Raw genomic sequence first — 23,782 nt, 5'->3', positions numbered from 1 at the left:
TCAACAGTAAGCTATTCAGGAGACCCGCAATGTCCGCGCCAAATACAAATGTCGAAAAGCAGAAACGCCGTCACTGGCCTGTCCTTTGGGGGATCGGAGCAGTCGTGGTATTCGCGGCCATTCTATTTCTCATGAATGTCTATTCCTCCCTGGACGACGATGCCGACTGGGTGGATGACGACGCCCAGATGATCGACGAGTCTGCGCCGACGGTCGGGAACTGACTTACGCCTTCTGATCAGAACGCGAATGTATAATCGGAACTATTCAGTGGCCCGATAGTTGTGTTCGAAAGAATTACATTGGAGATTATCATGAAACGGATCACCACTGCCCTATCCCTGACAACGCTGATTGTCGCTGTTCCGGCCTTTGCGGCATCGAACACGTCGAAAGATTGTGAGGCCAAATATTCAGAAGTGTCCGAAACCTGGACGACAGCGCAATCCCAAGAAACAAAACCAGAGGACGTTACAGTACCGACGACCGAGGGCACTGTCGAGGTCACAAACAGCGACGCCAAGCCAACAGAGAACTGGTTTGGCAAACCGCCAAGCGACAAGACGATTGACGGATACCTCGCCGCTGCGAAAGAGGCGATGGACGCTGGCGATGAGGCGGCATGTCTGGCACAACTGAAGAATATTGAGGATGCAATGGCTGCCGAAGTCCAACAATCGACTTCTGATTAAAGCGATCTTCATAGCGAACGACCTCGGTGATCGCGAAATCAATGGACGCTGCGGCTTGATCGAATAGCAGCGTTTCTTTCGAAAAAAGATCACATATCCGTCTCACTGGAAACAGCGATCTGCCAAGCCCCCGAAAACACGGGTACTTTGCGCGGTAAAATCTCAGCGTCTGTTTTTAATGAAGTGTTTGGCTGTGCTGCCAGTCTTAAGCTAGCCAATCTCGGGTCTGATTTCCCTGTTTGCAGCGAATTAACAGGGAAATGATTATAATTGCGCCTGATTAACAGGATGATTGGGGATGATCTTTGCGATAGAGTGTGATTTTAGTTCGCAATAACAGATAGTTGTGGGTAAAAAACAATCTTTCCTGTTAATGTGCGGAACAGGGCGTAAGAATAACGGAACAGGGCCTGTTGTTTGACCGAACAGCTGGTCAGATTGCGCGTAACAGGGGAATGTGTGCCATGATCCGAAGTATCGTGAACGGGGCACGAGCAACATATTGGGGTTGTCGGCACCAATATACTTTGGTCATCCCACCCCTTAGAATAAGCGGGCGCGCACCGGCGATTGCAGACAAAGGTTTTTGGCGATGACACAGCATGACGACAGCCGACCGCTTACCATCACGTATCGAAAGATCAATGCGATCAGCCCGGACCCTCGCAATGCGCGAACCCATCCCAAGCGGCAAATCGAGCAGATCAAAGCTTCGATCACCGAATTCGGTTTCGCAAATCCCATACTAATTGATGCCGATGGCCTGATCATTGCCGGTCATGGGCGCCTTCGTGCCGCCAAGGACTTGGGGCTCGACGAGGTCCCAACGATCGTTTTGAGTGGTTTGACCGAGGCGCAGACACGCGCACTGCGATTGGCCGATAACAAGATTGCATTGGGCGCAGGTTGGGATCTGGAGCTCTTGAAAGATGAACTGTTTGATCTCTCGTCGGCAGAACTGGATATCGATGTTTCTCTCACAGGCTTTTCTGTGGGAGAAGTGGATGTGATCCTTGCGGACGAGACCGATCCGGATGAAGAGACTATTCCGGCGGTACCCGTGGAACCGCGCACGCGGATTGGTGATATCTGGGAGTTGGGTGAGCATCGGATCGGGTGTGGCGACGGGCGTGATCTGGAGTTTCTCAAAGAGGTTGTAGGGCAGGGCGCCGCGGTGGATGCCGCCTTTCTAGATCCGCCCTATAACGTCAAGATCAGCGGCCATGCAAATGCCAAGGGGCGTCACCGCGAGTTCGCCATGGCCTCTGGAGAAATGACCGAAGTGGCATTTCGTACGTTTTTAGAAGAAACTCTTGAAGCTTGTGCGGCGGTGTCGCGCAGCGGTGCGGTTCATTTTGTCTGCATGGATTGGCGGCATATTGATTAACTATCCCAAGCGGGTGCAAAGGTCTACGACAGCAGGCTGAACATTTGTGTGTGGAACAAGTCCAACGCCGGTATGGGATCACTCTACCGATCCAAGCATGAGCTGGTATTTGTCTATCGGGTCGGTTCGGAGCAACATCTGAACAATGTCGAGTTGGGCAAACACGGTCGCAACCGGACCAATGTCTGGAACTATGCCTCCGCTAACTCGCTGGCAGGCAGCCGGAGCGAAGATCTTGCCCTGCATCCGACCGTAAAGCCCACGGCGATGGTCGCGCACGCGATCCAGGACGTCACAAGGCGGGGTGATCTGGTTCTTGATATCTTCCTGGGGTCGGGCACGACCTTGATTGCCACCGAGCGCGTTGGTCGGAAGTTCCGGGGCGTCGAGCTGGATCCCGGATATGTGGACGTGGCCATCGAGCGCTGGCGCGCCATGACCAACAAGGAACCCAAGTTGCTGAACAGGGCTGGTGCATGACCGCCGATGATGGATCAAAGAAGCCGTCTAACAAGACCCGTTTCAAGAAGGGGCAAAGCGGCAATCCTAAAGGACGCCCGAAGGATGGCGCGCCCGCGCCAACAGGCTCGGCATTCGAGGTCGTCTTCGACCGAACACTGACCATCCGCAAGGACGGGATCGCGCAGGACGTCAGTGTCGAAGAGGCACTTCAGCATCAGACCTACGAAATCGCCAATGAGAAGCCTGCGTCGGGTGGCATTTCAAAGTATCGCATTCTTGCCGCGCCAGCCTCTCGGAGAAGTTCATCCAAAGAGGTCGAGACGCATGGGGCGTGATCCGAACCCCGAACGCCCCGTAACGCTCAAGCAATGGGAGGCGGTCTTTGGATCGCCTCCACCGCCATATCTGTCCGTGCGCTTTATGCAGAAGGCCCTGGCCTATGAAACGCAATGTAAAGCGCTGGGTGGAATGCCAGCTGTAACCAGACGTGCGTTAAAACGCATCTCCAAGGGGGAGCCCGCATGTTCCGCGCGCGCCATCAGACTGCAACCAGGCGCGCACCTCGTTCGGGAATGGAATGGCCGCGTGTATCAGGTGCACGTGGTTGACGGTGGCTTTGAACTGGATGGCAAAATGTGGAAGTCGCTCTCGGCCATCGCCAAGCACATCACCGGGGTGACGTGGTCGGGTCCGCGCTTCTTCGGGTTGAACAGCCCTGCAGGGCGGCGGACATGAACAGGCTCCGCTGCGCCATCTACACGCGCAAGTCATCAGAGGATGGGCTGGAACAGGAGTTCAACTCGCTGGATGCACAGCGTGAAGCCTGTGCCGCTTATATCGCCAGTCAGAAGCACGAAGGCTGGGTGCTGCTGCCGGAACACTATGATGATGGCGGGCTTTCCGGCGGGTCTCTGGAACGACCGGCGCTACAAAAGCTGCTGCAGGATATCGCCGACGGCCGGGTGGACCAGATCATCGTCTACAAGATCGACCGCCTGACGCGGTCGCTCGCTGACTTCTCGAAGATCGTGGATACGCTGGATGCGGCGCAAGCCTCGTTTGTCTCGGTCACCCAGTCCTTCAACACGGCGACCAGCATGGGGCGCCTGACGCTGAATATGCTGCTGTCGTTTGCGCAATTCGAGCGAGAAGTCACAGCGGAGCGGATCCGCGACAAGATCGCAGCCTCAAAACGCCGGGGCCTTTGGATGGGCGGGCAGGTGCCGCTTGGCTATGATGCGGATGGCAGGACGTTGAAGGTCAACGAGGCCGAAGCTCCGATGATCCGAACGCTGTACGATCTCTATGAGCAGCTCGGAACGGTCCGGAATGTAAAACATGCGGCTGACCGGTTGGGGTTGCGCAGTCGGCAGAGGAAGGGTTCAAATGGATCTATAACAGGCGGGATCAGCTTTGATCGCGGCCCTATCCACCACCTGCTGACGAACCCCGTCTACGCGGGCCGCATCCGTCACAAGACAGAAGTGCACGATGGCCAGCATGAGGCGATCATCGATCCGGACCGTTGGGATCAGATCCAGCAGGTGCTGCAGAGCGGTGCTGCGAAGGGCAGGGCGCGTAAAACCGCGAAGCAGAGATCATTGCTGTGCGGTGAGTTGTTCGATGAGACGGGCGACCGGCTGACGCCATCGCATTCAAAGACAAAGGCAGGCGTCCGGCTTCGATACTATGTCTCACACCGATTGATTAAAAACAGCGGGGAAGGAAACCTCGACGGCTGGCGGTTGCCCGCTCAGGAGTTGGAGGTCAAAGTTGCCGATGTCGTGCGCCAGCATATGTCAAAGGCATGCTTTGTCGGTGGTGTCCTCCCAAATGCCTCTGCCGAAGCGATCAGAACAGCGCGTATTGTGGTGCACAGCATTTTCATAGGTCGACAACCGAAAGGCCCGCGCGCTTGCGGTACACTCAATCCAATGCCTAAGTGAACCATGTGAGCGATAGACAGTCGCCGCGACAACACCATTTTTCCGGAACTCCTGGATCGCGAATGCATAATCGTGGACCAGAGCCCTGATTGGAAAAATGCGTCAAGATTTTGAAAAGCTCTGAAGTAATATCGAAGTGGGTTTTGTGCCAATGACAATTAGAAATCAGCGTATTTTGGCCACCATACCAGAACAGGGCAGCGGCATCGAATACGGGCCATTGCACCGAACCTTGGTTCCTAAATCTGGGTCTCGATCCATACGGTATGTCGATTTCGCACCTCGAGATGTTTTGGTAAAAAAGTATGAAAGCGATCCGAATGTCGACGTTGAACTAATTCCGGATATCGACATAGTAACGGATGGTCGTAGAGTTGACGAATTCATTGATCCGGATAGCCTTGATTTTGTCGTTGCCTCGCACATCGCAGAGCATGTCCCTGATTTGGTCGGATGGATTCAAGCCAACTTAAACATTCTGCGGATCGGCGGACGGATCGCAATTGCTTTTCCGGACCGACGATACTGCTTCGATCTTGCCAAACAACCGTCACAAACATCGGATTTGATCGCGGCCTATCTGGAAGAGCGGACCAGACCATCGTTCCAGCAACAATGCGATCATTTCTTCAATATCCGACAGGTTACACCTTCGCAGGTTTGGAACGGCGAAGTGACACCGAAAACCGCACCCTTAATTCACCAACCACACAAAGCGGTCGACATATTACGCGCTTTGCAAAAGCGTTCTGATTATGTGGATGTTCACTGCTGGAAATTCAGTGATACGGAATTTTTTGATACGATCAACACTGTCCGGGCATTGTTCGATTTGCCCTTCCAGATTGTCAGTCTTTTCCCGACCCAGTGTGGCACAACGGAGTTCTACGCGACGCTTGAAAAGACTTGAGAGCGACCTTAGTGGACATACGGCCTGCAAGGGCGCTGTCAGACGGATTAGAACTCGTATCAGTTTGACTCAGAATCCAGGAACTTATGTGGCAAAAAGCTGACGCCACCCAGTCAGAGTAGTGGCTCGGCTGATCGTGAAATCGTCTCTGCTAGAGCGCTCGCACTCCTGATTGAAATGGGTGCAGACGGAGGCATGAATGGTGGCGATTTCTTTGGAGATCCCAAAGGACAGTCGTGCGCGGCAGTCTGAACCAAGGCCCGCCAAGAAGATTTAAACGTGGTAAGTTTCGTGGAGGAGCGTGCGAGCTTAAATCGAATTACTTCGGAAAAATCGTCATACATGCTACGCAAGCACGCCGCCCCCACTCCACTTTAAATTGTGGCAAAACTATGTCTATCCCGTTCTAGGAAACAATCTGTTTTCAAAACGCGACTTATAGTGCTGATTTTCTTCATGTGGTTCGGGGTCAAAATGGAATCTCGAACGGCTCAAAGTGGCAATACTGGAATTGACGGTTTTCGACACTTCGCCCCCAATTATCAACTGGCGCAAGGTGCAGCGAACGTCAGCCTGGTGAAAGCAGTCGTTCAAAAGCAAAGCTTCGAATTTCCCGTTGTGAACGGCTGCTTAACGCGACGAACCGGTCATCAGAGAAAAACTGTCGAATGCTTGCTTCGAGCCCAATTCGACTGATGCTGCGAGATACGTGCACACCTGCAATTCGGCAGAAAGCGGACATTCTTTGCGTTTGCGAGAAATTCCAAGAAACGGATAGGTATTTGATCAATTCTAAACTATTTCTGATCCCGCCATTCGCAACAATCAGCGCGCGATAAATCATAGTCGCGAACGTCAGAGCTTGTAACTTGGTAGCAACTGGAATGCATCCCGCAGTGCATTACCCCATCCGGTCGCAATCGTTTGATACACTTCATCCTCTTCATTGATCCGTTTCGTGCGTCCCGTATCAAAGGACTCGTTTTCATACACCTGCAGATCGAACGGTAACCCAACCGAAAGGTTTGATTTTACAGTGGAATCGAAGGACACTAACAACAGCTTTATGGCATCATCGAAGTCCATTTGATGGTCATAGGCGCGGACAAGTATCGGTTTACCATACTTCGTTTCACCGATCTGAAAGAACGGGGTATCTTCGGTTATTTCTATAAAATTGCCTTCCGGATATATCATGAAAATCGTCGGTTTGCCGCCCTTGATTTGGCCGCCCAGAATTATTGATGCACCAAATTGATCGTCAGACGTTTGACCCGAGGTGGAAGAACCCGCGATAACTTCGCGCAAGGTGGCACCGACCAAACGCGCCACTTGAAACATGGTCGGTTCTCGAAGGATGCTTGGATTACGATCCTGTTCGGATACGGAACGTTCTTCCAGCAAGCTGATGAGAGACTGCGTGGTCGCCAGATTTCCTGCCGTCATGATTGTGATCGCGCGCTCGTCCGGCACCTGCCAAGTGAACATTTTTCTGCTGACCGCAAAATTGTCGACGCCAGCGCTGGTGCGGGTGTCGGCCATAAAAACAAGCCCGCGGTCCAGTCGCATTCCGATGCAATATGTCATTTCTTCTATCCATTGGAAAACCCAAGCATCTCTTTACTGCTGGACCTGCAAAGATACCATGAGAGTTTCATCCGCGTTGCCTATGCGCAGCCCCTCTATGGGGGCGGCATCACGTGCGTCGCGACCAACAGCGATGCGCACGTATCTTTCATCCGGCGACACTCCGTTTGAGACGTCAAAGCCAACCCATCCGAGACCCTTGATACAGACCTCCGCCCAAGCGTGGGTTGCGTCCTGAACCACCTGTTCGTTGATCATTAGGTAGCCGCTAACATAACGCGCTGGCAGCCCGGACAGTCGCGCCGCGGCGATAAAGATTTGCGCGTGGTCCTGACAGACGCCGCTGTCACCAAGCAGCGCGTCTTCGGCACGCGTGTCCACTGCAGTGCTACCGGTTTTGTAGGGCAAGGCCTTTAGTATCGCCGCAGAAAGCGTGTGCAGACTGGCGAGTTGCATATTGAGGTCAAACGAGACCTTCGGCAGCGCCTTGATCGCGGCCCCCGGTTGTGTGAGAGGGGTTGGCTGGCAAAAGTGCCAAAGCGGCGCGCGGCCATAAACGGGGCCAAGCACGCCCGTGTCGTTGAGCGTTTTCACGTGCCCGCTTGCGCGAATGCTCAGCACGGTTTCGCTCGGCTCGATGCTTACCAGATCGACGTGGTTGCCATAGTGATCAACGTAGCTCGTCTCAATCTTGCCGCCCGTGATTTCTACCGACCAATCCACAACTTCTTGCATGACAGAAGACAAAGGATATAGCCGCACCTTTTGCAGCGCGTATTCCACGGGCGCGCTGTAGGCATACTCGGTCGTGTGGCTGATGCTGAGATCCATTATCCTGTATATCTATAGTCGACTTCGATCTGCTGCGCGAGGTTCGCGGTGCTGTCTATCAGCGCGTTGACAAACTCGTGCAGCCCCTCATTAAAGATAGAATTGATGTCTCTGTTTACCAACTGCGAACACAATGCGTTGGCCAAGTCATGTGACGCAGGTGTTGTTCCGTATTCTTCAGCCAGGTGCGACAGGCTGTTGACGATCTGCCCAGCACAGAATGCAAGCGACCTTGGCATGCGTCGATCCAGAATTAGGAATTCGGCGATTGCGGAGGCAGTGAAGTCCTCCTCTACCGCCCAACGGAACGCACGATGGGCCGAAACAGAGCGCAGGATGGTCTCCCATTGCACATTGTCCAGCCTACTGCCGACAAAAGACGGAGCAGGCAGCAGCGAATAGTATTTCACGTCAATAATACGCGCGGTGTTGTCCATCCGCTCGACGAAGGTGCCAAGGCGGCAAAAATCATAGATATCATTGCGTAGCATCGTTCCGTGCAATGCCCCACGCACCAGCCCTGATTGCTGACGGATGGTCGCAAGAACCGCAGGCAGTTCTGTCTGAGGTATCTCGTCTTTCAAGAGATCTGTGAACAGCATCCAAGACTCGTTAACTGAGGACCATACTTCTGTCGTCAATGCGGTCCGAACCATTCTGGCATTGTCCCGAGCAGATTTAATGATCGACAGAACTGAACTAGGGTTGGTGGGTTCGCGAAGCAGAAAATTGACCACTTGTGCGCTGTCATAACCGTCGCAAGCCGCCTCATAGGCAGATTGGGCGGCCAGTGTCGTGATCACCGATTGCCACTCCGCTTCAGCAGTGGTCGACCGCGTCAATGCGATGCGAAAGCCAGCTTCTATCAAGCGCGCAGTGTTCTCTGCCCGCTCAAGTGAGCGGAACATCCAGTAAAGTCCGCCTGCGGTTTTGCCCAGCATATTAGTCTTCCAATACCCAAGTGTCTTTGGTGCCACCGCCTTGGCTTGAATTGACCACGAGCGACCCTTCTGTCAGAGCCACACGGGTCAGTCCGCCGGGGGTAATGTTCACACCCTTAGGCGACATCAGCGCAAAGGGACGCAGATCAACGTGACGGGGCGCAAGGCCACTTTCTGTAAATATCGGAACTGTGGACAGCGAAAGCGTTGGTTGCGCGATGTAATTGTCGGGCCGCGCGCGCAGTTTGTCGGCGAAATCGGACAGCTCTTTTTTACTGGCCGCCGGGCCAACCAACATTCCATAGCCGCCTGAGCCATGCACTTCTTTCACCACCAGATCGGCGAGGTTATCCAGCACGTATTTTAACTGCTGCGGCTCCGAACAGCGGAAGGTATGCACGTTTTTGAGGACTGCAGGTTCGCCCGTATAGAACTTGATGATATCAGGAAGGTAGCTATAGACAGCTTTGTCATCCGCCACCCCCGTTCCCGGCGCATTGGCGATCGTGATATTCCCCGCACGATAAACATCTATGATGCCCGGCACTCCCAACATGGAGCTGGAATTAAACGTTAACGGATCGAGATATTCATCATCCACCCGACGATAGATTACGTCGATCGTCTTGTATCCTTTAGTGGTCCGCATGGCGACATGTCCGTCAACGATACGCAAGTCATGCCCTTCGACCAGCTCCACACCCATTTGATCGGCCAGAAAGCTATGTTCATAATAGGCGGAATTATAAATGCCCGGCGTCAGGATCGCCACGCAAGGCCGATCCGCGCAGCCAGCGGGCGCAGAGGCTTCAAGCGAGCGGCGCAAGTTCTTAGGATAATCGCTTACAGATTGCACCCGGATGCTACTGAAAAGTTCCGGGAACATCTGCAGCATGGTTTCGCGGTTTTCCAGCATGTAGCTAACACCCGAAGGCGTGCGCGCGTTGTCTTCAAGGACATAAAAATCGTCCTCGCCGGTGCGCACAATGTCGGTGCCAACGATATGAGTATAGACGTCTCCCGGCGGGCTGAAATCAATCATCTGCGGCAAGAAAGCGTCATTCTGCGCGATTAGTTCCGTCGGGATAATACCTGCCCGCAGGATTTCTTGACGGTTATAAATGTCATGCAAAAACGCGTTGATCGCATAGACACGCTGTTCAATCCCTTGCGACAACTTTGTCCATTCGCGCGAAGAGATAATCCGTGGGACCAAATCGAAAGGGATCAATCGTTCCTCGGCATCCTGTTGACCGTAAACGTTAAACGTAATGCCTGAGCGCCGAAAAAAAGCCTCAGCCTCTAGTGATTTCGTAGCGAGTCGGCCGTTGTTCTGCTTGGCAAACCACTCATCATAGCCTGAGTATGGGGAGCGAGGGACCCCAGAGGCGTGCATTTCACTGAAAGGGGCCGCGTCTGTTTTCATGAGTTAACCTTAGAAGATTGCCAGGGTTATGCAACGCGATGACCATTTAGGGGGGGGTGGAAATTTCTGATGCTGAATTCTTAGCCATTTGCAATGTTTGATATGCACCTCTTTAGGCACGCAAAGATCTGCCCCTTTTGAGTGGTCCAGTTTGAAAGTTAGTGCATGATTGGTCTGGTTGCCATCGGGACGATGGTTTCCGGAGCCGGTGGGCGGTAGCCCAAAGCACTATCTGGTCGTTTGGTGTTGTAGTGTTTCCTCCATTGTTCGATCAGGATTTGTGCTTCGCGAAGCGAGTAGAAGACCTCACCATTCAACAGCTCATCCCGGAGCCTTGCGTTGAAGCTTTCGCAATATCCGTTCTCCCAGGGCGACCCCGGTTCGATGTAAGCGGTATTGGCCCCGACGGCTGCAATCCAGTCTCAGACGGCCTGAGCAATGAACTCGGGGCTCAAAATCCTCTCCAGCCTTATCGGCTGTTCCACCGCAGCGTCGTGCGTTTTGTGGCGGTGATTTTGAAGGCGCAGAGCGAGATGCGGCGGCCGCTTCGGATTTGCGGCCAAACGAAGCCGGTCACATGAAAATGCGTGCGCTAGCGCTGAAGGAACTGCAATTGGCGGAGCAAGCCGAAGCCTGCCTCATCGCAGCGCGTAAGTTTTCTTCGGAGCCCACCCAAGCACATGATCACGGACATACGGCCCATGCCCACGCCCATTGACACACGCCTTTTAACTCTGACTCAGTGGCTGTCACCCGCCTTTCCGACAGGGGCCTTCGCCTATTCGCATGGCATCGAAACTGCGATCCACAAAGGCTGGATTGCCGACGAGAACTGTCTGGAAAACTGGCTGCGTGATTGCCTGAAGGATGGCTCGGGGCGCGCTGATGCGATCTGGCTGCGGCTTGCCCATTCCTCGGACGATCCCTTGGAGATCGACGCCAAAGCGCGCTCCTTTGCCGTTGCCCAAGAACGCCTGCGCGAGGCTGACAGACAAGGTGCCGCCTTTGTCGCCACGGTGAACGCAGTTTGGGACTTGGACCTTCTCGAGATGATCTTGCCCGTTGCCGTCGGCCGCGCCGCCCGGTTGACAGGGCTCGACGTCGATGCGACCGTCGCGCTCTATTTACAGGCCTTTGTGACAAACCTCGCCTCGGCGGCCATCCGCCTCAGCCCGATTGGACAGACCGCTGGTCAACGGGTGATTCAAAGACTGCAAGTTCTCTGCCTTGAAGTCGCTGAAGAGACGAAAACCGTCGATGCGGACGACGTTTATAGCAACGCCTTTTTCTCTGACATCGCATCCATGGTCCACGAAATCCTCGAACCAAGGCTGTTCCAATCATGATGAAACTCAATGGTCCCCTGCGAATTGGCATCGGTGGTCCGGTCGGCGCGGGAAAAACCACACTAACCGCGCGTCTGGCCGAACTTTTAAAGGACAATCACTCGATCGGCGTCATCACAAATGACATATATACCCAAGAGGACGCCGACGCTTTGATGCGTATGCAAATCCTGCCTTCAGATCGGGTGATTGGTGTCGAAACCGGCGGCTGCCCCCATACGGCCATTCGTGAAGACGCCTCGATCAACCTTGCCGCCGTGGCAGAGATGCGCCAGCGTCACCCTGACGTCGAGGTCGTCCTGATTGAATCGGGAGGCGACAACCTTTCGGCGACCTTCAGTCCCGAGCTTGCTGATCTTACGATCTATGTCATTGATGTCGCGGCCGGCGAAAATATCCCGCGCAAGGGTGGTCCCGCCATCACCCGATCCGATATCCTTGTCATCAACAAGACTGACCTCGCACCGCATGTTGGTGCCTCGCTGGACGTGATGCGCACAGACGCCGAGGTGATCTCCCAGTGGTATTCGCGTGCTTGAAGACGGGACAAGGGTCAGATCAGGTTGTATCGCACCTCAGATCACTGTCGGGCATTTGACGCCTCGTCGAAAGACCGATTCCATATAAGCAGGATCAAAGGAACATCAACCAAAACGCTTGCAGGGGAGGGCTTTTTATACATTTTCCCCCTGCTTGGATCCATAGGCGCTGATGTCAGACAGTTCACATTCGTCTAGCAGAACCCAGTAGTAAGCAACTTGGTATAGCGGCCATTGTCGCGGCTTTTATTCGAACAATGAGCTCCTAATACTGTCACCTTCGGACATACGACTAAGGAGGAACTCGTTCCAGTAACCGCTTTGCGGACGAAGCCGCCGTTTCACCATTGTAGCAGCCCAGGTTTTTGAATTTCGAAGCCTTTTGCGGATGGAAACACAGTGCGCATGTTAGCAATGATTTCTATTTCGCTTTCCAACATGGGTTGGATTGAGTCCCACCAGTTTTTGAAGGCGGAGGTATCCCGATGAGCCTGTACAGCAGCCTCATCCCTAAATACTTCGTAAAAATAGAAACGGTTCGGATCGGCGGCATCCACCATGACCTGAAATTGAAAAACCCCTAGTTCTTCACTGACCACACTTTGTGCTTCAAAGATACTCGCGTCCAAAAAGGCTTGTCTGCATTCGGGCCTGATGTTGATCGCGAATAAGTTTCCATGCATTGCGTCAGACATACTTGTTCCCCATTACTTGTCCACGGTCCACTGCCTGGCTAAGGCCGCAGCACGTGCTCATCACGATCATCAATCATTTTTTCTTTAATTTCTAGCTTATCCCGCCTTCCGGCTGGCGTCAGCTTTATTCCAGCCCAGAGAGTTGGACAACTCAAGCGACATAGCCTTCAGTATTCGACCAATTTCTTCTCGCTTTGTACCGCTCAACACCCGCACAGAAGCTGTGGAGCCGATAGAGAGCGTGGCGCCGGGTCCCGTTTCGGCCAAGATGGTCGCGACTGAGCAGATTCCGCGTTCGAGCTCCTCCAAGCATTCGGCATATCCGCGTTTACGAATAATTTCGAATTCCTTCTCTAAATCCTGAAGGCAGGTGATGGTACTGTCCGTGTACTTTTTTAGCTGTCCTTTCAGTTTCCTCTTTGACAACAGCTCGGGTGAGAATGCAGCAATCGCTTTGGAGCACGAACAGGCGTGCAAAGGCCGTTTGCCTACGCCGGGATGCATATAGGACACGCCGTTCTCAGGGGTGGCCACATGTATGATTTCAACCCGATCTCCACGTAGTCGCGAAAGAAAGAATGCTGCGCCGTGATCCGTCGCGGCTAAGGCCAGAACTGGCGCGATCACTTCCACTAGTGCCTTATCAGAAAGGTCTCGGTGCGTGATCCGCTTTAAGCGAGTACCAATGATGAATTGTCCGCGTGTAGATGACGCCAGCAGTCCGACAGAGACAAGGTCCTGTACTAACCTGTAGGCAGATGGTTTGGGCAAGTCGGCATGCACGCAAATCTCGGCTACGGTTGCTGCGCCCTTCTGTCCGACAATTTCGAGAATGCTAGTCAAGCGTTCCAGGTGCATAATTTTTGCCTTGTGAGAATCTATTTATCGAACTACGAGACTCGAAGCGGAATCGCAAGGGAGGAATGTGATGATGGACGGTGCATGTTGCGGCCCGGGCTATGCAAGCCCGGCAGAGGCCATCAAGGCCCCACGCGAAAAACTGCTTTATACGATTGCCATCTACACCGGGACCGGCATTCAGAAGCCGGACTATCTTGCAACGGTTGACGCGGATCCCGACAGCCCGACCTATTCACAAGTCATTCACCGGCTGGAAATGCCCGGCATCGGAGATGAGCTACACCACATGGGGTGGAACGCCTGCTCGTCCTGCAATGACGACGCGGGGATGAGCCGCAAATACCTGCTGGTGCCGGGTGTGCGGTCCAACAACATCCACGTCATCGACACGGCTACCGATCCCTATGCGCCGCGCCTTCACAAGGTCATCGACGGGGCGGAGATAAAGTCAAAGACTAATCTCAGCGGCCCCCACACCGTGCATTGCCTCGGGAGTGAAATCATCATTTCGTTCCTTGGTGACGCGAATGGCGAAGCGCCGGGCGGCTACCTGCATCTTAACAAAGAATTCGAGATTCAGGGCCGCTGGGAAGAAACCATGGGCGACATCCCGTTTTCCTACGACTTCTGGTACCAGCCACGGCACAACGTCATGGTGTCTTCCGAGTGGGCCGCGCCCAACACCTTTATGCCGGGCTTCGATCTGGAAGAGGTCGGGCACCTGAAATACGGCCGCCGCCTGCACATCTGGGATTTCGAAGCTCGTAAACCGGTCGAAACCATGTATCTGGGTGAAGATGGGCTGATCCCGCTGGAGGTCAAATTCCTTCATGACCCTGACAGCAGCCATGGTTTCTGTGGCGCGGCCTTGTCGACCAACGTGATCCATTTCTGGAAATCAGAGGCGGGCAAGTGGGAATGGGAGAAGATCATCGACGTTGATAACGAACCGCATCCTGAATGGCCCATTCCGGTGCCGGGCGTGATGTCAGCGATCCTCGTGTCGATGGACGACAAGTATCTCTACCTCAACAACTGGCTACACGGCGACATGCGCCAGTATGATATCAGCGATCCGCACAACCCGGTGCTGACCGGTCAGGTCTGGATGGGCGGCCTGCTGGGCAAGGCACCCATGGTCAATGGCGTCAAGGTCGCGGGTGGACCGCAGATGTACCAACTCTCGCTCGACGGTAAGCGGCTCTATGTCACGACATCGCTGTTCTCGACATGGGATAACCAGTTCTACCCCGAGATCCGCACGCAGGGCGGTGTCATGCTGATGATTGATTGCGACGTGGAAAACGGAGGCATGAAGATAAACGAGGAATTCGTTGTCGATTTCGGTCAGGAGCCCAACGGGCCCAGCCGCTGCCACGAAACCCGCTACCCCGGTGGCGATTGTACAAGCGACATTTGGCTGTGAGCGCGACGCGCACCATAACAATCGCCAATAGGAGCGACGCGAACTATCAAGTCGAAACGCGCCGCCCGCTGTTGGAGACATTGCGCGAGCAAGGGGTAGATCTGCCCTATGGCTGTAAGTATGGCGGCTGCATAACATGTGCGGCCAAGCTGACCAAAGGTGAGGTCGATCAGCGGCGTCAGGTGGCGCTCAACAACCGACAAATCAACAATGGTTATGTCCTGCTCTGCGTCGCCCGTGCCGTCACCGACTGCACGTTGGAGATTGGCGTCGAAAGTCACGACAAACTTTACCGGAACCCCTTTCTCGACCCGCTGGAGCCACATGAGCTTAAGGCGGACATTGCCACCCCCAAGGAGCGTTGAAATGCCTGCAACCGCGCTTGATGACCTTTACGACTACGACCAGAAATACCTCGCTGACATCCTGAAGTCGGTCAAAACCATCGCGATGGTCGGTGCCAGCGCGGACAAGACCAAATTCAGTTATGGGGTGCTGCGCGTGCTGCATGAAACCGGCTACGATATGATCCCAGTGAATCCGAACCCAAATCTGACCGAGATTCGCGGCATTCCGGTAGTTCATTCGCTCGAAGAGATTAATCGCCCCGTTGATATGGTCGAAGTCTTTCGTCCCAAGGAAGAACTTTATGCCATTACCCAAAAGGCGATTGCCATCGGGGCCAAGGTAATCTGGGGGCAGATCGGTGTTTACGACGATGCCGCTGCGAAGCTGGCCGAGGACGCAGGGCTCAAGGTGGTGATGAACCGCTGCCCCAAGATCGAGCTGTTCCGCCCGTTCTGGAAGCCGCGTCTCGATCTGGCGATATAAAGACAAACGGCCTCTCACGCGGCGCGTGCGAATTTGGTTGCCCGGCGCTGGCGATAGACTGGCATTTGAGCGCTCTGGTCGCGAAGTACAGAAACTTACGGAAAGGGAAAGGCATTATGGCCCAAAACATCACCAAGAGTTCCAAAGACTTGGTCAAGGCTGCACTGGCCGCCGTCCCTGCGATCAGTGCGGAAGACGCGCTGTCGCTGGAGGGCAGTTCGGATCACGTGTTTGTTGACCTGCGCGACGGAACCGAACAGGCCAAAACCGGCATCATCCCCGGTGCCGTGGCCTCGTCCCGCGGCTTGATGGAATTTCACGTTGATCCCGAAAGCCCCGCCCACAAGCCCGAATTCAATCAGGACAAAACTTATGTTTTTTACTGCGCCTCCGGCGGACGGTCTGCCATGGCAGCGCTGGTGGCCATGGAGATGGGCCTCTCGCCGGTTGTCAACCTGTCCGGCGGCGTTGGCGCTTGGAAAAAAGCCGGGGGCACATTGGAGTAAATCATGGATGGTACAATGGAAAACAATCAACTCATCCTGCTCTCGGACCAGGACGGTATCTGTGTTCTGACGTTGAACGCTCCCAAATCGATAAACGCCCTTTCAGAGGCGATACTGGCTGCAATGTCCGACATGCTGGACGCAATCGCGGCGGACGGTAGCATCAAGGTTGTGATCCTGCGCAGTGGCGGCAACCATTTCTGCGCAGGCCACAACCTGAAGGAAATGACCGCACACCGCGCCGACGAAGACGGTGGGTTCCAGTATTTTCAGGACCTCTTTGCCAAGTGCTCGGCGATGATGTTACGCGTCGTTCGTCTGCCACAGCCCGTGATAGCCGAGATCAAGGGAATCGCCACTGCGGCGGGCTGCCAGTTGGTGGCGTCCTGCGATCTGGCCGTGGCCGCAGAGGATGCGACATTCGCCACGTCGGGCGTGAATATCGGCCTTTTCTGCTCCACGCCAATGGTTGCGCTATCGCGCAACGTGCCGCGCAAGATGGCGATGGAAATGCTGCTGATGGGTGAGTTTCTGCCTGCCACCCGCGTCGCCGAGATGGGTCTTGTTAATCGTGTCGTGCCATTGGCAGAAGTCGAGGCGAAGACCATGGAAATGGCCCGCATCATTGCCGACAAATCACCTTCTGCTGTCAAGATCGGCAAGCGTGCCTTTTATGAGCAGGCCGAAATGTCGCTGGAAGAGGCCTATGCCTTTGCAGGCCGCACTATGGCCGAGAACATGATGGCGCGCGACGCCGAGGTCGGAATCGGTGCTTTCACCCGCAAGGAACCCATGCCAGAATGGACAGGCGAATGACGTTTGATGGGCCGGAGCTGGCGCGCAATGCCGCTAATCACACGGCACTGTCCCCCGTTTCGATCCTCAAGCGCGTTGAGCGGGTACACCCGGAACTGCCCGCGCAGATCCACGGATCGATCCGGCGCAACTGGGGTGAGGTCGCGGAGCGGTGCAAGCGGCTGGCCTCGGCTTTGGCCAAACGTGGTATCGGCAAGGGCGACACCGTTGCCCTGATCGCGCCGAACATCCCAGAGGCGCTGGAATGCGCGCTGGCGTTGCCGATGCTGGGCGCGGTTCTGAACGCGAACAACACGAGGCTCGATGCCGAAACCATCTGCTATATCTTGGATCATGGCGAGGCAAAGGTCTTGCTGGTGGATACCGAATTGTCAGCGATGGCCGCCGAGGCGGTCGCCCAGTCGGGTCGAGATCTTCTGATCGTGGATATCGAAGACAGCGAAGGACCTGGCGGCGACAGGATAGGTGCTCTCAGCTATGACGACCTGCTGGCCGAGGGCGATCCGGACTTCGCCTATACTCTGCCAGATGATGAGTGGGACGCGCTGGCGCTGAACTACACCTCCGGTACGACAGGGCGGCCCAAGGGCGTCGTCTATTCCCACCGCGGCGCATGGACGAATGCGGTCAACAACGTTGTCACCTGGGAAATGTCGCATCACCCTGTCTATCTTTGGACGCTGCCGCTGTTTCACTGCAATGGCTGGTGCTTCCCGTGGACGATCACCATGCTGGCCGGTACCCATGTATTCCTGCGCGCGCCGCGTGCTGACGCAATTTATGATGCTCTTGCCGATCATGGTGTGACCCACCTGTGCGGTGCTCCGATCATCATGTCGATGATCAGCGGTGCGGAACAGAAACGCGACTTCCCGCAGAAGGTAAAAATGATGACCGCCGCCGCGCCGCCGCCTGCCAGCGTCATAAAGGGGATGGAGGCGATGGGCATCTCCATCACCCATGTCTACGGGCTGACCGAGGTGTATGGCCCGGCAGTGGTTTGCGCTGAAAAGCCTATTTGGGCCGACCTGCCTGCACAGGAAAAGGCCGAACTAAAGGCGCGACAAGGCGTGGCTTATGAGCTGGAGGAAGACGTTCTGGTTCTCGACCCAGAGACAGGCTCGCCCGTCCCTTGGGACACTCAGACGCTGGGTGAGGTCGTGTTTCGCGGCAATATTGTGATGAAGGGCTACCTGAAGGCTCCTGAGGAAACGGCGAAGGCTTTCAAGGACGGCTGGTTCTGGTCGGGCGACATCGCGGTGCAGCATTCCGATGGATACATCGAGATCCGCGACCGCTCCAAGGATATCATCATCTCGGGAGGCGAGAACATCTCCTCCATCGAGGTGGAAAAAGCGCTCTATTCACATCCCGCCGTCAGTCTTGTCGCTGTTGTGGCAATGCCTGATGAAAAATGGGGCGAAGTGCCCTGCGCCTTTGTCGAACTGTCGGGCAAGGCGACCGAAGAAGAACTGCTGGCCCATGCCAAAACCCGCCTTGCCGGATACATGCGCCCCAAGAAAGTCATTTTTGGCGAATTACCGAAAACCACCACCGGAAAAATCCGCAAAAACGAACTCCGCGATCTGGTCCGCTCGAAACGCTGACCCTTACCTCTGATTGGATACCCATTATGAGCACGAACTACGAACTCAGCTTTGCCAATTTCAGCTTTAGCACTCAGGTCCGGGAATCTGGCATTGTCAGACAAAACCAGCTTGAGCCGGGCAGGGCGGTTTCGTAGCCTCACCGGATGACCTAACCTGATCCATTTCGCTACTTCAAAACCAGTCCCGAAATCATCCGCCTGGCGTTTATGCTCTATGTCCGGTTCCCGCTGTCGCTGCGCAACGTGGAAGATCTGCTGCATGAACGCGGCATCGATGTCAGTCATGAAGCGGTGAGATGCTGGTGGCATCGCTTCGGTCCAATGTTCGCGGCGGAGATCCGAAAACGGCGGGTTGCTGGCGTGAAATCGAGCAAGTGGCGTTGGCATCTTGACGAGATGTTCGTGAAGATCAACGGCGAGCGACATTATCTTTGGCAGGCCGTCGATCATCAAGGCGAAGTTTTGGAAAGCTACGTCAAAAAGGTGCGCGATAAGAAAGCTGCCTTGAAATTCTTAAAGAAAGCAATGCGTAAGTACGGCAATCCTGAAGTTATAGTGACGGACGGGCTGGCATCGTACGGCGCTGCGCTCAAAGAGATTGGCGTCGCAGACAAGCAGAAAACAGGCCGCTGGCTGAATAACCGAGTGGAAAATTCACATCTGCCTTTCCGACGACGAGAACGGGCGATGCTCCGCTTCCGGCGCATGCGAAGTTTGCAGAAATTCGCCGCCGTTCACGCTTCCGTCTACAATCATTTCAATCAGGAACGCAGCCTTTCAAATCGAACGAATTTCAAACTCAACCGTGCCGCCGCTCTGGCTGAGTGGCGCGGTCTCTTTGTGAATTAATGGACAGTGTCGCTGTCCTTGCAGAGACGGGTTCGAATTGGTCTGACACCACCTCTCCAATTGCGGCCAAACAATAATTGAGGCCTTTTTGGCGTACCAGCCTCGTGTCTCGCGCAAATTATCTGGTTCGCGGCCTTTGTTTCAGGCAAGTGTTGGAAAACGCAACACCCGACAAAGGGAAGAGACAGCTTGGACTACGGTCTTTTGATGGGTGCGCTGGGTGTGCTTTTCCTGGCAGGACTGGTGGCTGACCAGCTTGGTCACGCTACCCGCTTGCCGCGTGTGACGATGCTTTTGCTATTGGGTTTGCTGGTCGGCCAATCTGGCTTCGACCTATTGCCCGAAACATCAACTGAATGGTTCGAACCGCTTTCAATAATCGCGCTGACAATGGTTGCGTTTTTGCTCGGCAGTGAGTTAACTGGGGAGAACCTGTCGAGACACGGGCGTGCAATCTTTGCAATCTCGCTGTGTGTCGTTTTGGGGACTACAATAATCGTCTGGGGCGGCCTCACGCTGCTTGGCCTGAATCCAGGACTCGCACTTTTGCTGGGTGCAATCGCGACCGCCACGGCTCCCGCCGCTATCGCTGATGTCATCCATCAATCAGGGATTCGAAACGGTTTTTCGGAAACTCTAAGCGGTATTGTGGCAATCGACGATGTTTGGGGCCTCGTGGTGTTCAGTTTTTGCCTTGCTCTCGTGCATACGTCTGATGGCTGGTCTGAACCCCTTCTGGGTGTGGTGCGTGATATCGGTGGCGCGATCCTTCTTGGGGCCGCCGTGGGAGTGCCAGCGGCCTATTTCACAGGACGGCTCAAGCCGGGGGAACCGCTTCAAACCGAAGCCATAGGCGTGGTGTTTTTGACAGCGGGGATATCGATACTGTTGGAGGTGTCTTTCCTGATCGCCGGAATGACCGCAGGTGCAGTAATCGCGAATTTCGCGCGACACCATGAACGCGCATTCAGTGAAATCGAGCATATTCAATGGCCGTTCATGCTGCTCTTTTTCCTGCTCGCCGGGGCCTCCCTAAAAGTGGACGCCCTGTGGTCGTTAGGGTGGATCACCGTGGCTTATGTAGCGTTGCGTATCGTTTCGCGCCTGATGGCCGGTGAAATAGGAGCACGAATAGGGCGAGTTCCGGTCACAGAGCGGCACGCTTACGGGCCCGCTCTCTTACCGCAAGCTGGGGTTGCGGTAGGTATGGCGCTGGTCGCGGCCGAGGCGATCCCGCAATGGGGCTCGACGATCATGACGCTCACAGTTGCTGCCACTGTAATATTTGAAATCATCGGCCCACCGTGCACGCTGTTGGCCCTTCGTCATGTTGAGTCTAACAATAAATCAAACGACTGACGGAAGGTTTCGTAAGAGCGAAGTAGACCAAAACCGCCATTTAGCTTGAAAGGCCGTGCTCGTTCAGCATCGGCAAAAAGTGGTGCAGTTAAGCAACACGCACGATCGCGACAAGACTAGCCTCTGCAACCTTCACGTAGTGCCCTCAAACCAGCGCAGGTGCACTCAAATTAGTAAGTCGCTGGCCAAGCTCTTCGCTTCACGTTTCCAATACCGGCTGCCTCGTTTTGTGATACGACCCAGGATGGTGCGCCCGCCGGTGCTGTGTTGTCGCGGAACGAGCCCCAGCCAAGCCGCAAAATCTCGCCCCCGATCATAAGCCTCGCCGGTCCCGACAGCTGCAACCACAGCCGTTGAGATGATTGGCCCGATGCCCGGAATGGTCATCAGACGTTGGCAGCTTTCCTCGGTCTCGCTGACCTCTTTGATTTCAGATGTGGTCATATCGATCCGTTTATCCAGCCATATCCAATCCTGTTGGAGCCCCAGGATCAATCTCCGCATCCGCAAGGACATCTCGTCGCCGCGATTGCTAAGAATGGCTTCGAGCGAGGCGCGCAGAGCCGCGACACTACGTCGGACAGTGATCCCCTGTTCGATCAGAAAGGCCCGGATCTGATTCATTGCTGCTGTCCGACGTGACACAAGCCGTGACCGAACGCGATGCAGCGCCTGGAGATCAAGCTGCTCCTGCGTCTTCTCCGATACCGTCTTGAGATTGGGACGCAAAGCGGCTTCTGCAATAGCTTCAGCGTCATTGTAGTCGTTCTTCTGGCCCTTGTTGAAAGGCTTCACATAAATCGCGGGAATGATCCGGGGCTCGAACCCCATCTTGCTCAGCGTTCGGCTGTCCGCCCAGACGGATGTTTCGTTGCCGTGCAGCAGTTCGTCCCAGACCTGGCTATCGTGGGTCTTGGCAGTGGTGGTCTCCAGGCTGTGGACGATGCCGCTGTCTGCATCGACGCCAACATGGGCCTTCATGCCGAAGTACCAGTCATTACCCTTCTTGGTGGATGACATCTCGGGATCGCGGGCCTTGGCTTCATTCTTGGTCGAGGACGGCGCATCGATGATCGTCGCATCCACCAACGTGCCAGAGCGCAGCGTGACGCCCTTGTCGGCAAGATAGGCATTCACCTCGGCAAACAGCTTCTCGGTCAGCTGATGCTTCTCCAGCAGGTGCCGGAAGTTCAGGATCGTTGTTTCGTCGGGGATGCGGTCATCGCCAAGCTCGATACCGGCAAACCGGCGCATGGCCTCGCTGTCATACAGGCTCTCTTCGGCCATCGGATCGCTCAGCGCGTACCAGCTCTGAAGGAAATACACTCGCAGCATCGTCTCCAGTGGCATCGGTGGCCGACCACCCTTTGACCCAACCTTCGGATAGTGCGGCTCGATCAGCGCCAACAGACGACCCCAAGGCACCACCGCATCCATCTCCGACAGGAACTTCTCGCGGCGCGTCACCTTCTTCTTCACCGCATCACCAAGGCCGGGAATGGCAGGCTGTTTGGGCATCGGCGGGCTCCTCTCTCATCCGCAGAAACCATACCAAATCACGCCAAAATGGGGGAGTTCTTCAGAGATTCCTTAATCTCCCATTCTTCCGCAGCCAATTCCGCGGCTGCTTTTTCAAGGAATTCCGGGGCAGCCCATTCGAACACGTCAAAGTCGTTTTCGATGTAGCCGTGGCTCAGCATGAAGTCCTTGTTGATCTGGAGGGCTTCAAGGTTGTACGGCGAAAGTGTCGGCACCATATCCACGTGCTTGATGCCGTTGTAGGTATCCTCGGCATCAAGGTAGTAGGTTCCCTTGTTGAGGATGACCGCCGCCGCGTGTTTGTGCTCATTGGACCAGCGCCCAACTTTAATCATGGCCTTCATCATCGCGACAATGATTTCAGGGTGCTCTTGGCAGGCAACATCGGAAACCGTCATGGTTGCGGGCACATTCGCCCCCTGCAACGTCCAATCGGGATAGTTGGCAAGGTTCTCAATAGCCTTCACCTTGCTCGTTTGCTCCTGAAGATGCTGGAACACCTTGCTTTGGGTGTAGATTGCGTCGATTTTGCCTTCAAGGAGCGGCATTTCCAGTGGGCGGAACCCCAAGTCATGTTTGATGTCGCGCTTGAGCCACAGCTCCGACGGGTTTTCCATCGGCGTAAGCATTTCTGGCTTGTCGTACCAATCGTCAGGGTATGGAAAATCAACGATCTCTACGTCATCGCGGGTCATGCCATTCATTCGCAGCATCAGTTCGATGCCTTGCTCTTCTTGAAAGCGCCACCAGTCATTCTTGATGACATTCATACTTCTAGAAAGGCCAATTCTCTTACCTTTCAAATCTGTCATACGGTAGATGTCGTCTCTAGACCGAACCAGCATGCATCCACCCTCGTAGACATGCGTTGTCCCAATTAGCTTGGTGCGACGGATGTCGGCCTGCGTGTGGATTGCCGGACCACATCCACCATAGCGCATCAGATTGTCCAGATTGTGGACGTAGTGTGGATACCAGTCGTTCTCGACGGTGGACCGAAGGTATTTATAAGCGACGCCAATTTTCTTCAGTTCCTCTTTCACCCAACCAATTTCCTGATCCACATTGCTGGGCGAAATCAGGGGGCAGTTTGTGTAGTAGAACTCGTTCCAGTCGACCTCGACAGAACGCATTTCTTTTCCCTTGATTGTCATCGTCGCCATTTTGCACTCCTCCTCTCGTTTTACGTTTTTTCCGCAGCTACCGCGTCAAAATGATGCGAAC

General features: G+C 54.8%; 25 protein-coding genes and 3 pseudogenes. 18 read left to right on the top strand and 10 right to left on the bottom strand.

Annotated features, from left to right (window positions below):
- Positions 1 to 29 precede the first annotated feature (29 nt).
- The 8 genes from C1J05_RS17280 to C1J05_RS17250 all read left to right on the top strand — a co-directional run bounded on the left by C1J05_RS17280 (position 30) and on the right by C1J05_RS17250 (position 5,397).
- Positions 30 to 224 (top strand): hypothetical protein, encoded by a 195-nt coding sequence (locus tag C1J05_RS17280; protein ID WP_114871335.1) that lies wholly within the window; start codon positions 30 to 32, stop codon positions 222 to 224.
- 90 nt (positions 225 to 314) lie between these two features.
- Complete coding sequence (locus tag C1J05_RS17275; protein WP_114871334.1) at positions 315 to 692, top strand: hypothetical protein; 378 nt, start codon at positions 315 to 317, stop codon at positions 690 to 692.
- Between the two features lie 592 nt (positions 693 to 1,284).
- Positions 1,285 to 2,079 carry a ParB/Srx family N-terminal domain-containing protein gene (locus C1J05_RS21950; RefSeq protein WP_254684806.1) on the top strand — a complete coding sequence of 265 codons (795 nt, stop codon included), beginning with the start codon at positions 1,285 to 1,287 and terminating at the stop codon, positions 2,077 to 2,079.
- Positions 2,080 to 2,151: 72 nt separating this feature from the next.
- Complete coding sequence (locus C1J05_RS21945; RefSeq protein WP_254684638.1) at positions 2,152 to 2,559, top strand: site-specific DNA-methyltransferase; 408 nt, start codon at positions 2,152 to 2,154, stop codon at positions 2,557 to 2,559.
- The gene (locus C1J05_RS17265) at positions 2,556 to 2,876 is read left to right on the top strand and encodes a DUF5681 domain-containing protein (RefSeq protein ID WP_114871333.1); all 321 of its coding nucleotides are present in this window, start codon (positions 2,556 to 2,558) and stop codon (positions 2,874 to 2,876) included. The genes C1J05_RS21945 and C1J05_RS17265 overlap by 4 nt, the downstream gene beginning before the upstream one ends.
- Entirely contained in the window at positions 2,866 to 3,276 is a 411-nt protein-coding gene (locus C1J05_RS17260; RefSeq protein WP_114871332.1) for a DUF2924 domain-containing protein, read from the top strand. Before C1J05_RS17265 ends, C1J05_RS17260 begins: the two co-directional genes overlap by 11 nt.
- Positions 3,273 to 4,487, top strand: a complete 1,215-nt coding sequence (locus C1J05_RS17255) for a recombinase family protein (RefSeq protein ID WP_114871331.1) — start codon at positions 3,273 to 3,275, stop codon at positions 4,485 to 4,487. Before C1J05_RS17260 ends, C1J05_RS17255 begins: the two co-directional genes overlap by 4 nt.
- A 151-nt stretch (positions 4,488 to 4,638) precedes the next feature.
- Positions 4,639 to 5,397: a hypothetical protein gene (locus tag C1J05_RS17250; protein ID WP_205388985.1), complete on the top strand. Its 759-nt coding sequence runs from the start codon at positions 4,639 to 4,641 to the stop codon at positions 5,395 to 5,397.
- An 855-nt stretch (positions 5,398 to 6,252) separates the two neighbouring features.
- Here the strand turns inward: C1J05_RS17250 and C1J05_RS17245 are convergent.
- From C1J05_RS17245 to C1J05_RS17225, 5 genes and pseudogenes are all read right to left on the bottom strand, one after another.
- Positions 6,253 to 6,984, bottom strand: a complete 732-nt coding sequence (locus tag C1J05_RS17245) for a peptidase (RefSeq protein ID WP_114871329.1) — start codon at positions 6,982 to 6,984, stop codon at positions 6,253 to 6,255.
- A gap of 33 nt (positions 6,985 to 7,017) precedes the next feature.
- On the bottom strand, positions 7,018 to 7,815 hold the full coding sequence (locus tag C1J05_RS17240) for a transglutaminase family protein (RefSeq protein WP_114871328.1): 798 nt from the start codon (positions 7,813 to 7,815) through the stop codon (positions 7,018 to 7,020).
- The gene (locus tag C1J05_RS17235) at positions 7,815 to 8,756 is read right to left on the bottom strand and encodes an alpha-E domain-containing protein (RefSeq protein WP_114871327.1); all 942 of its coding nucleotides are present in this window, start codon (positions 8,754 to 8,756) and stop codon (positions 7,815 to 7,817) included. Before C1J05_RS17235 ends, C1J05_RS17240 begins: the two co-directional genes overlap by 1 nt.
- Position 8,757: 1 nt before the next feature.
- Positions 8,758 to 10,182, bottom strand: a complete 1,425-nt coding sequence (locus C1J05_RS17230; protein WP_114871326.1) for a circularly permuted type 2 ATP-grasp protein — start codon at positions 10,180 to 10,182, stop codon at positions 8,758 to 8,760.
- A gap of 158 nt (positions 10,183 to 10,340) precedes the next feature.
- Positions 10,341 to 10,631 (bottom strand): annotated as a pseudogene (locus tag C1J05_RS17225) (integrase core domain-containing protein); the annotation flags it as partial.
- A 252-nt stretch (positions 10,632 to 10,883) separates the two neighbouring features.
- Here C1J05_RS17225 and C1J05_RS17220 point away from each other — a divergent pair.
- Complete coding sequence (locus C1J05_RS17220) at positions 10,884 to 11,528, top strand: urease accessory protein UreF (RefSeq protein WP_114872412.1); 645 nt, start codon at positions 10,884 to 10,886, stop codon at positions 11,526 to 11,528.
- The gene (ureG, locus tag C1J05_RS17215) at positions 11,525 to 12,067 is read left to right on the top strand and encodes an urease accessory protein UreG (RefSeq protein ID WP_441351669.1); all 543 of its coding nucleotides are present in this window, start codon (positions 11,525 to 11,527) and stop codon (positions 12,065 to 12,067) included. The genes C1J05_RS17220 and ureG overlap by 4 nt, the downstream gene beginning before the upstream one ends.
- Before the next feature lie 341 nt (positions 12,068 to 12,408).
- Here ureG and C1J05_RS17210 read toward each other — a convergent pair whose 3' ends face one another.
- Both C1J05_RS17210 and C1J05_RS17205 read right to left on the bottom strand, forming a co-directional pair.
- Positions 12,409 to 12,762 carry a putative quinol monooxygenase gene (locus C1J05_RS17210; protein ID WP_114871325.1) on the bottom strand — a complete coding sequence of 118 codons (354 nt, stop codon included), beginning with the start codon at positions 12,760 to 12,762 and terminating at the stop codon, positions 12,409 to 12,411.
- Between the two features lie 96 nt (positions 12,763 to 12,858).
- On the bottom strand, positions 12,859 to 13,620 hold the full coding sequence (locus tag C1J05_RS17205; RefSeq protein ID WP_114871324.1) for an IclR family transcriptional regulator: 762 nt from the start codon (positions 13,618 to 13,620) through the stop codon (positions 12,859 to 12,861).
- A 70-nt stretch (positions 13,621 to 13,690) separates the two neighbouring features.
- Between C1J05_RS17205 and C1J05_RS17200 the strand changes: the two genes are divergently transcribed.
- The 8 genes from C1J05_RS17200 (at position 13,691) to C1J05_RS17165 (ending at position 21,019) form a co-directional block, all read left to right on the top strand.
- Complete coding sequence (locus tag C1J05_RS17200) at positions 13,691 to 15,049, top strand: selenium-binding family protein (RefSeq protein ID WP_114871323.1); 1,359 nt, start codon at positions 13,691 to 13,693, stop codon at positions 15,047 to 15,049.
- Positions 15,046 to 15,414 carry a 2Fe-2S iron-sulfur cluster-binding protein gene (locus C1J05_RS17195; RefSeq protein WP_114871322.1) on the top strand — a complete coding sequence of 123 codons (369 nt, stop codon included), beginning with the start codon at positions 15,046 to 15,048 and terminating at the stop codon, positions 15,412 to 15,414. Before C1J05_RS17200 ends, C1J05_RS17195 begins: the two co-directional genes overlap by 4 nt.
- A 1-nt stretch (position 15,415) precedes the next feature.
- The gene (locus C1J05_RS17190; RefSeq protein ID WP_114871321.1) at positions 15,416 to 15,880 is read left to right on the top strand and encodes a CoA-binding protein; all 465 of its coding nucleotides are present in this window, start codon (positions 15,416 to 15,418) and stop codon (positions 15,878 to 15,880) included.
- A gap of 116 nt (positions 15,881 to 15,996) precedes the next feature.
- Entirely contained in the window at positions 15,997 to 16,386 is a 390-nt protein-coding gene (locus tag C1J05_RS17185) for a rhodanese-like domain-containing protein (RefSeq protein ID WP_114871320.1), read from the top strand.
- Positions 16,387 to 16,389: 3 nt separating this feature from the next.
- Positions 16,390 to 17,202: an enoyl-CoA hydratase gene (locus C1J05_RS17180; RefSeq protein WP_254684637.1), complete on the top strand. Its 813-nt coding sequence runs from the start codon at positions 16,390 to 16,392 to the stop codon at positions 17,200 to 17,202.
- The gene (locus tag C1J05_RS17175; RefSeq protein ID WP_114871319.1) at positions 17,199 to 18,809 is read left to right on the top strand and encodes an AMP-binding protein; all 1,611 of its coding nucleotides are present in this window, start codon (positions 17,199 to 17,201) and stop codon (positions 18,807 to 18,809) included. The genes C1J05_RS17180 and C1J05_RS17175 overlap by 4 nt, the downstream gene beginning before the upstream one ends.
- A 209-nt stretch (positions 18,810 to 19,018) precedes the next feature.
- Positions 19,019 to 19,660, top strand: a complete 642-nt coding sequence (locus C1J05_RS17170; RefSeq protein ID WP_254684636.1) for an IS6 family transposase — start codon at positions 19,019 to 19,021, stop codon at positions 19,658 to 19,660.
- 189 nt (positions 19,661 to 19,849) lie between these two features.
- The gene (locus tag C1J05_RS17165) at positions 19,850 to 21,019 is read left to right on the top strand and encodes a cation:proton antiporter (RefSeq protein WP_114871317.1); all 1,170 of its coding nucleotides are present in this window, start codon (positions 19,850 to 19,852) and stop codon (positions 21,017 to 21,019) included.
- A gap of 168 nt (positions 21,020 to 21,187) precedes the next feature.
- Here the strand turns inward: C1J05_RS17165 and C1J05_RS21765 are convergent.
- The 3 genes and pseudogenes from C1J05_RS21765 to C1J05_RS17155 form a co-directional block, all read right to left on the bottom strand.
- Positions 21,188 to 21,868: pseudogene (locus C1J05_RS21765) on the bottom strand (IS110 family transposase); the annotation flags it as partial.
- Positions 21,866 to 22,537 (bottom strand): annotated as a pseudogene (locus C1J05_RS21760) (IS5 family transposase); the annotation flags it as partial. The pseudogenes C1J05_RS21765 and C1J05_RS21760, both read right to left, overlap by 3 nt.
- Positions 22,538 to 22,575: 38 nt before the next feature.
- Positions 22,576 to 23,721 carry an ABC transporter substrate-binding protein gene (locus C1J05_RS17155; protein ID WP_114871315.1) on the bottom strand — a complete coding sequence of 382 codons (1,146 nt, stop codon included), beginning with the start codon at positions 23,719 to 23,721 and terminating at the stop codon, positions 22,576 to 22,578.
- Positions 23,722 to 23,782: the final 61 nt, after the last annotated feature.

The organism is Sulfitobacter sp. JL08, assembly GCF_003352045.1.
Classification (GTDB): domain Bacteria; phylum Pseudomonadota; class Alphaproteobacteria; order Rhodobacterales; family Rhodobacteraceae; genus JL08.
Note: the sequence above shows the minus strand (reverse complement) of the source record. Positions and strands in the feature narration are given on the sequence as shown.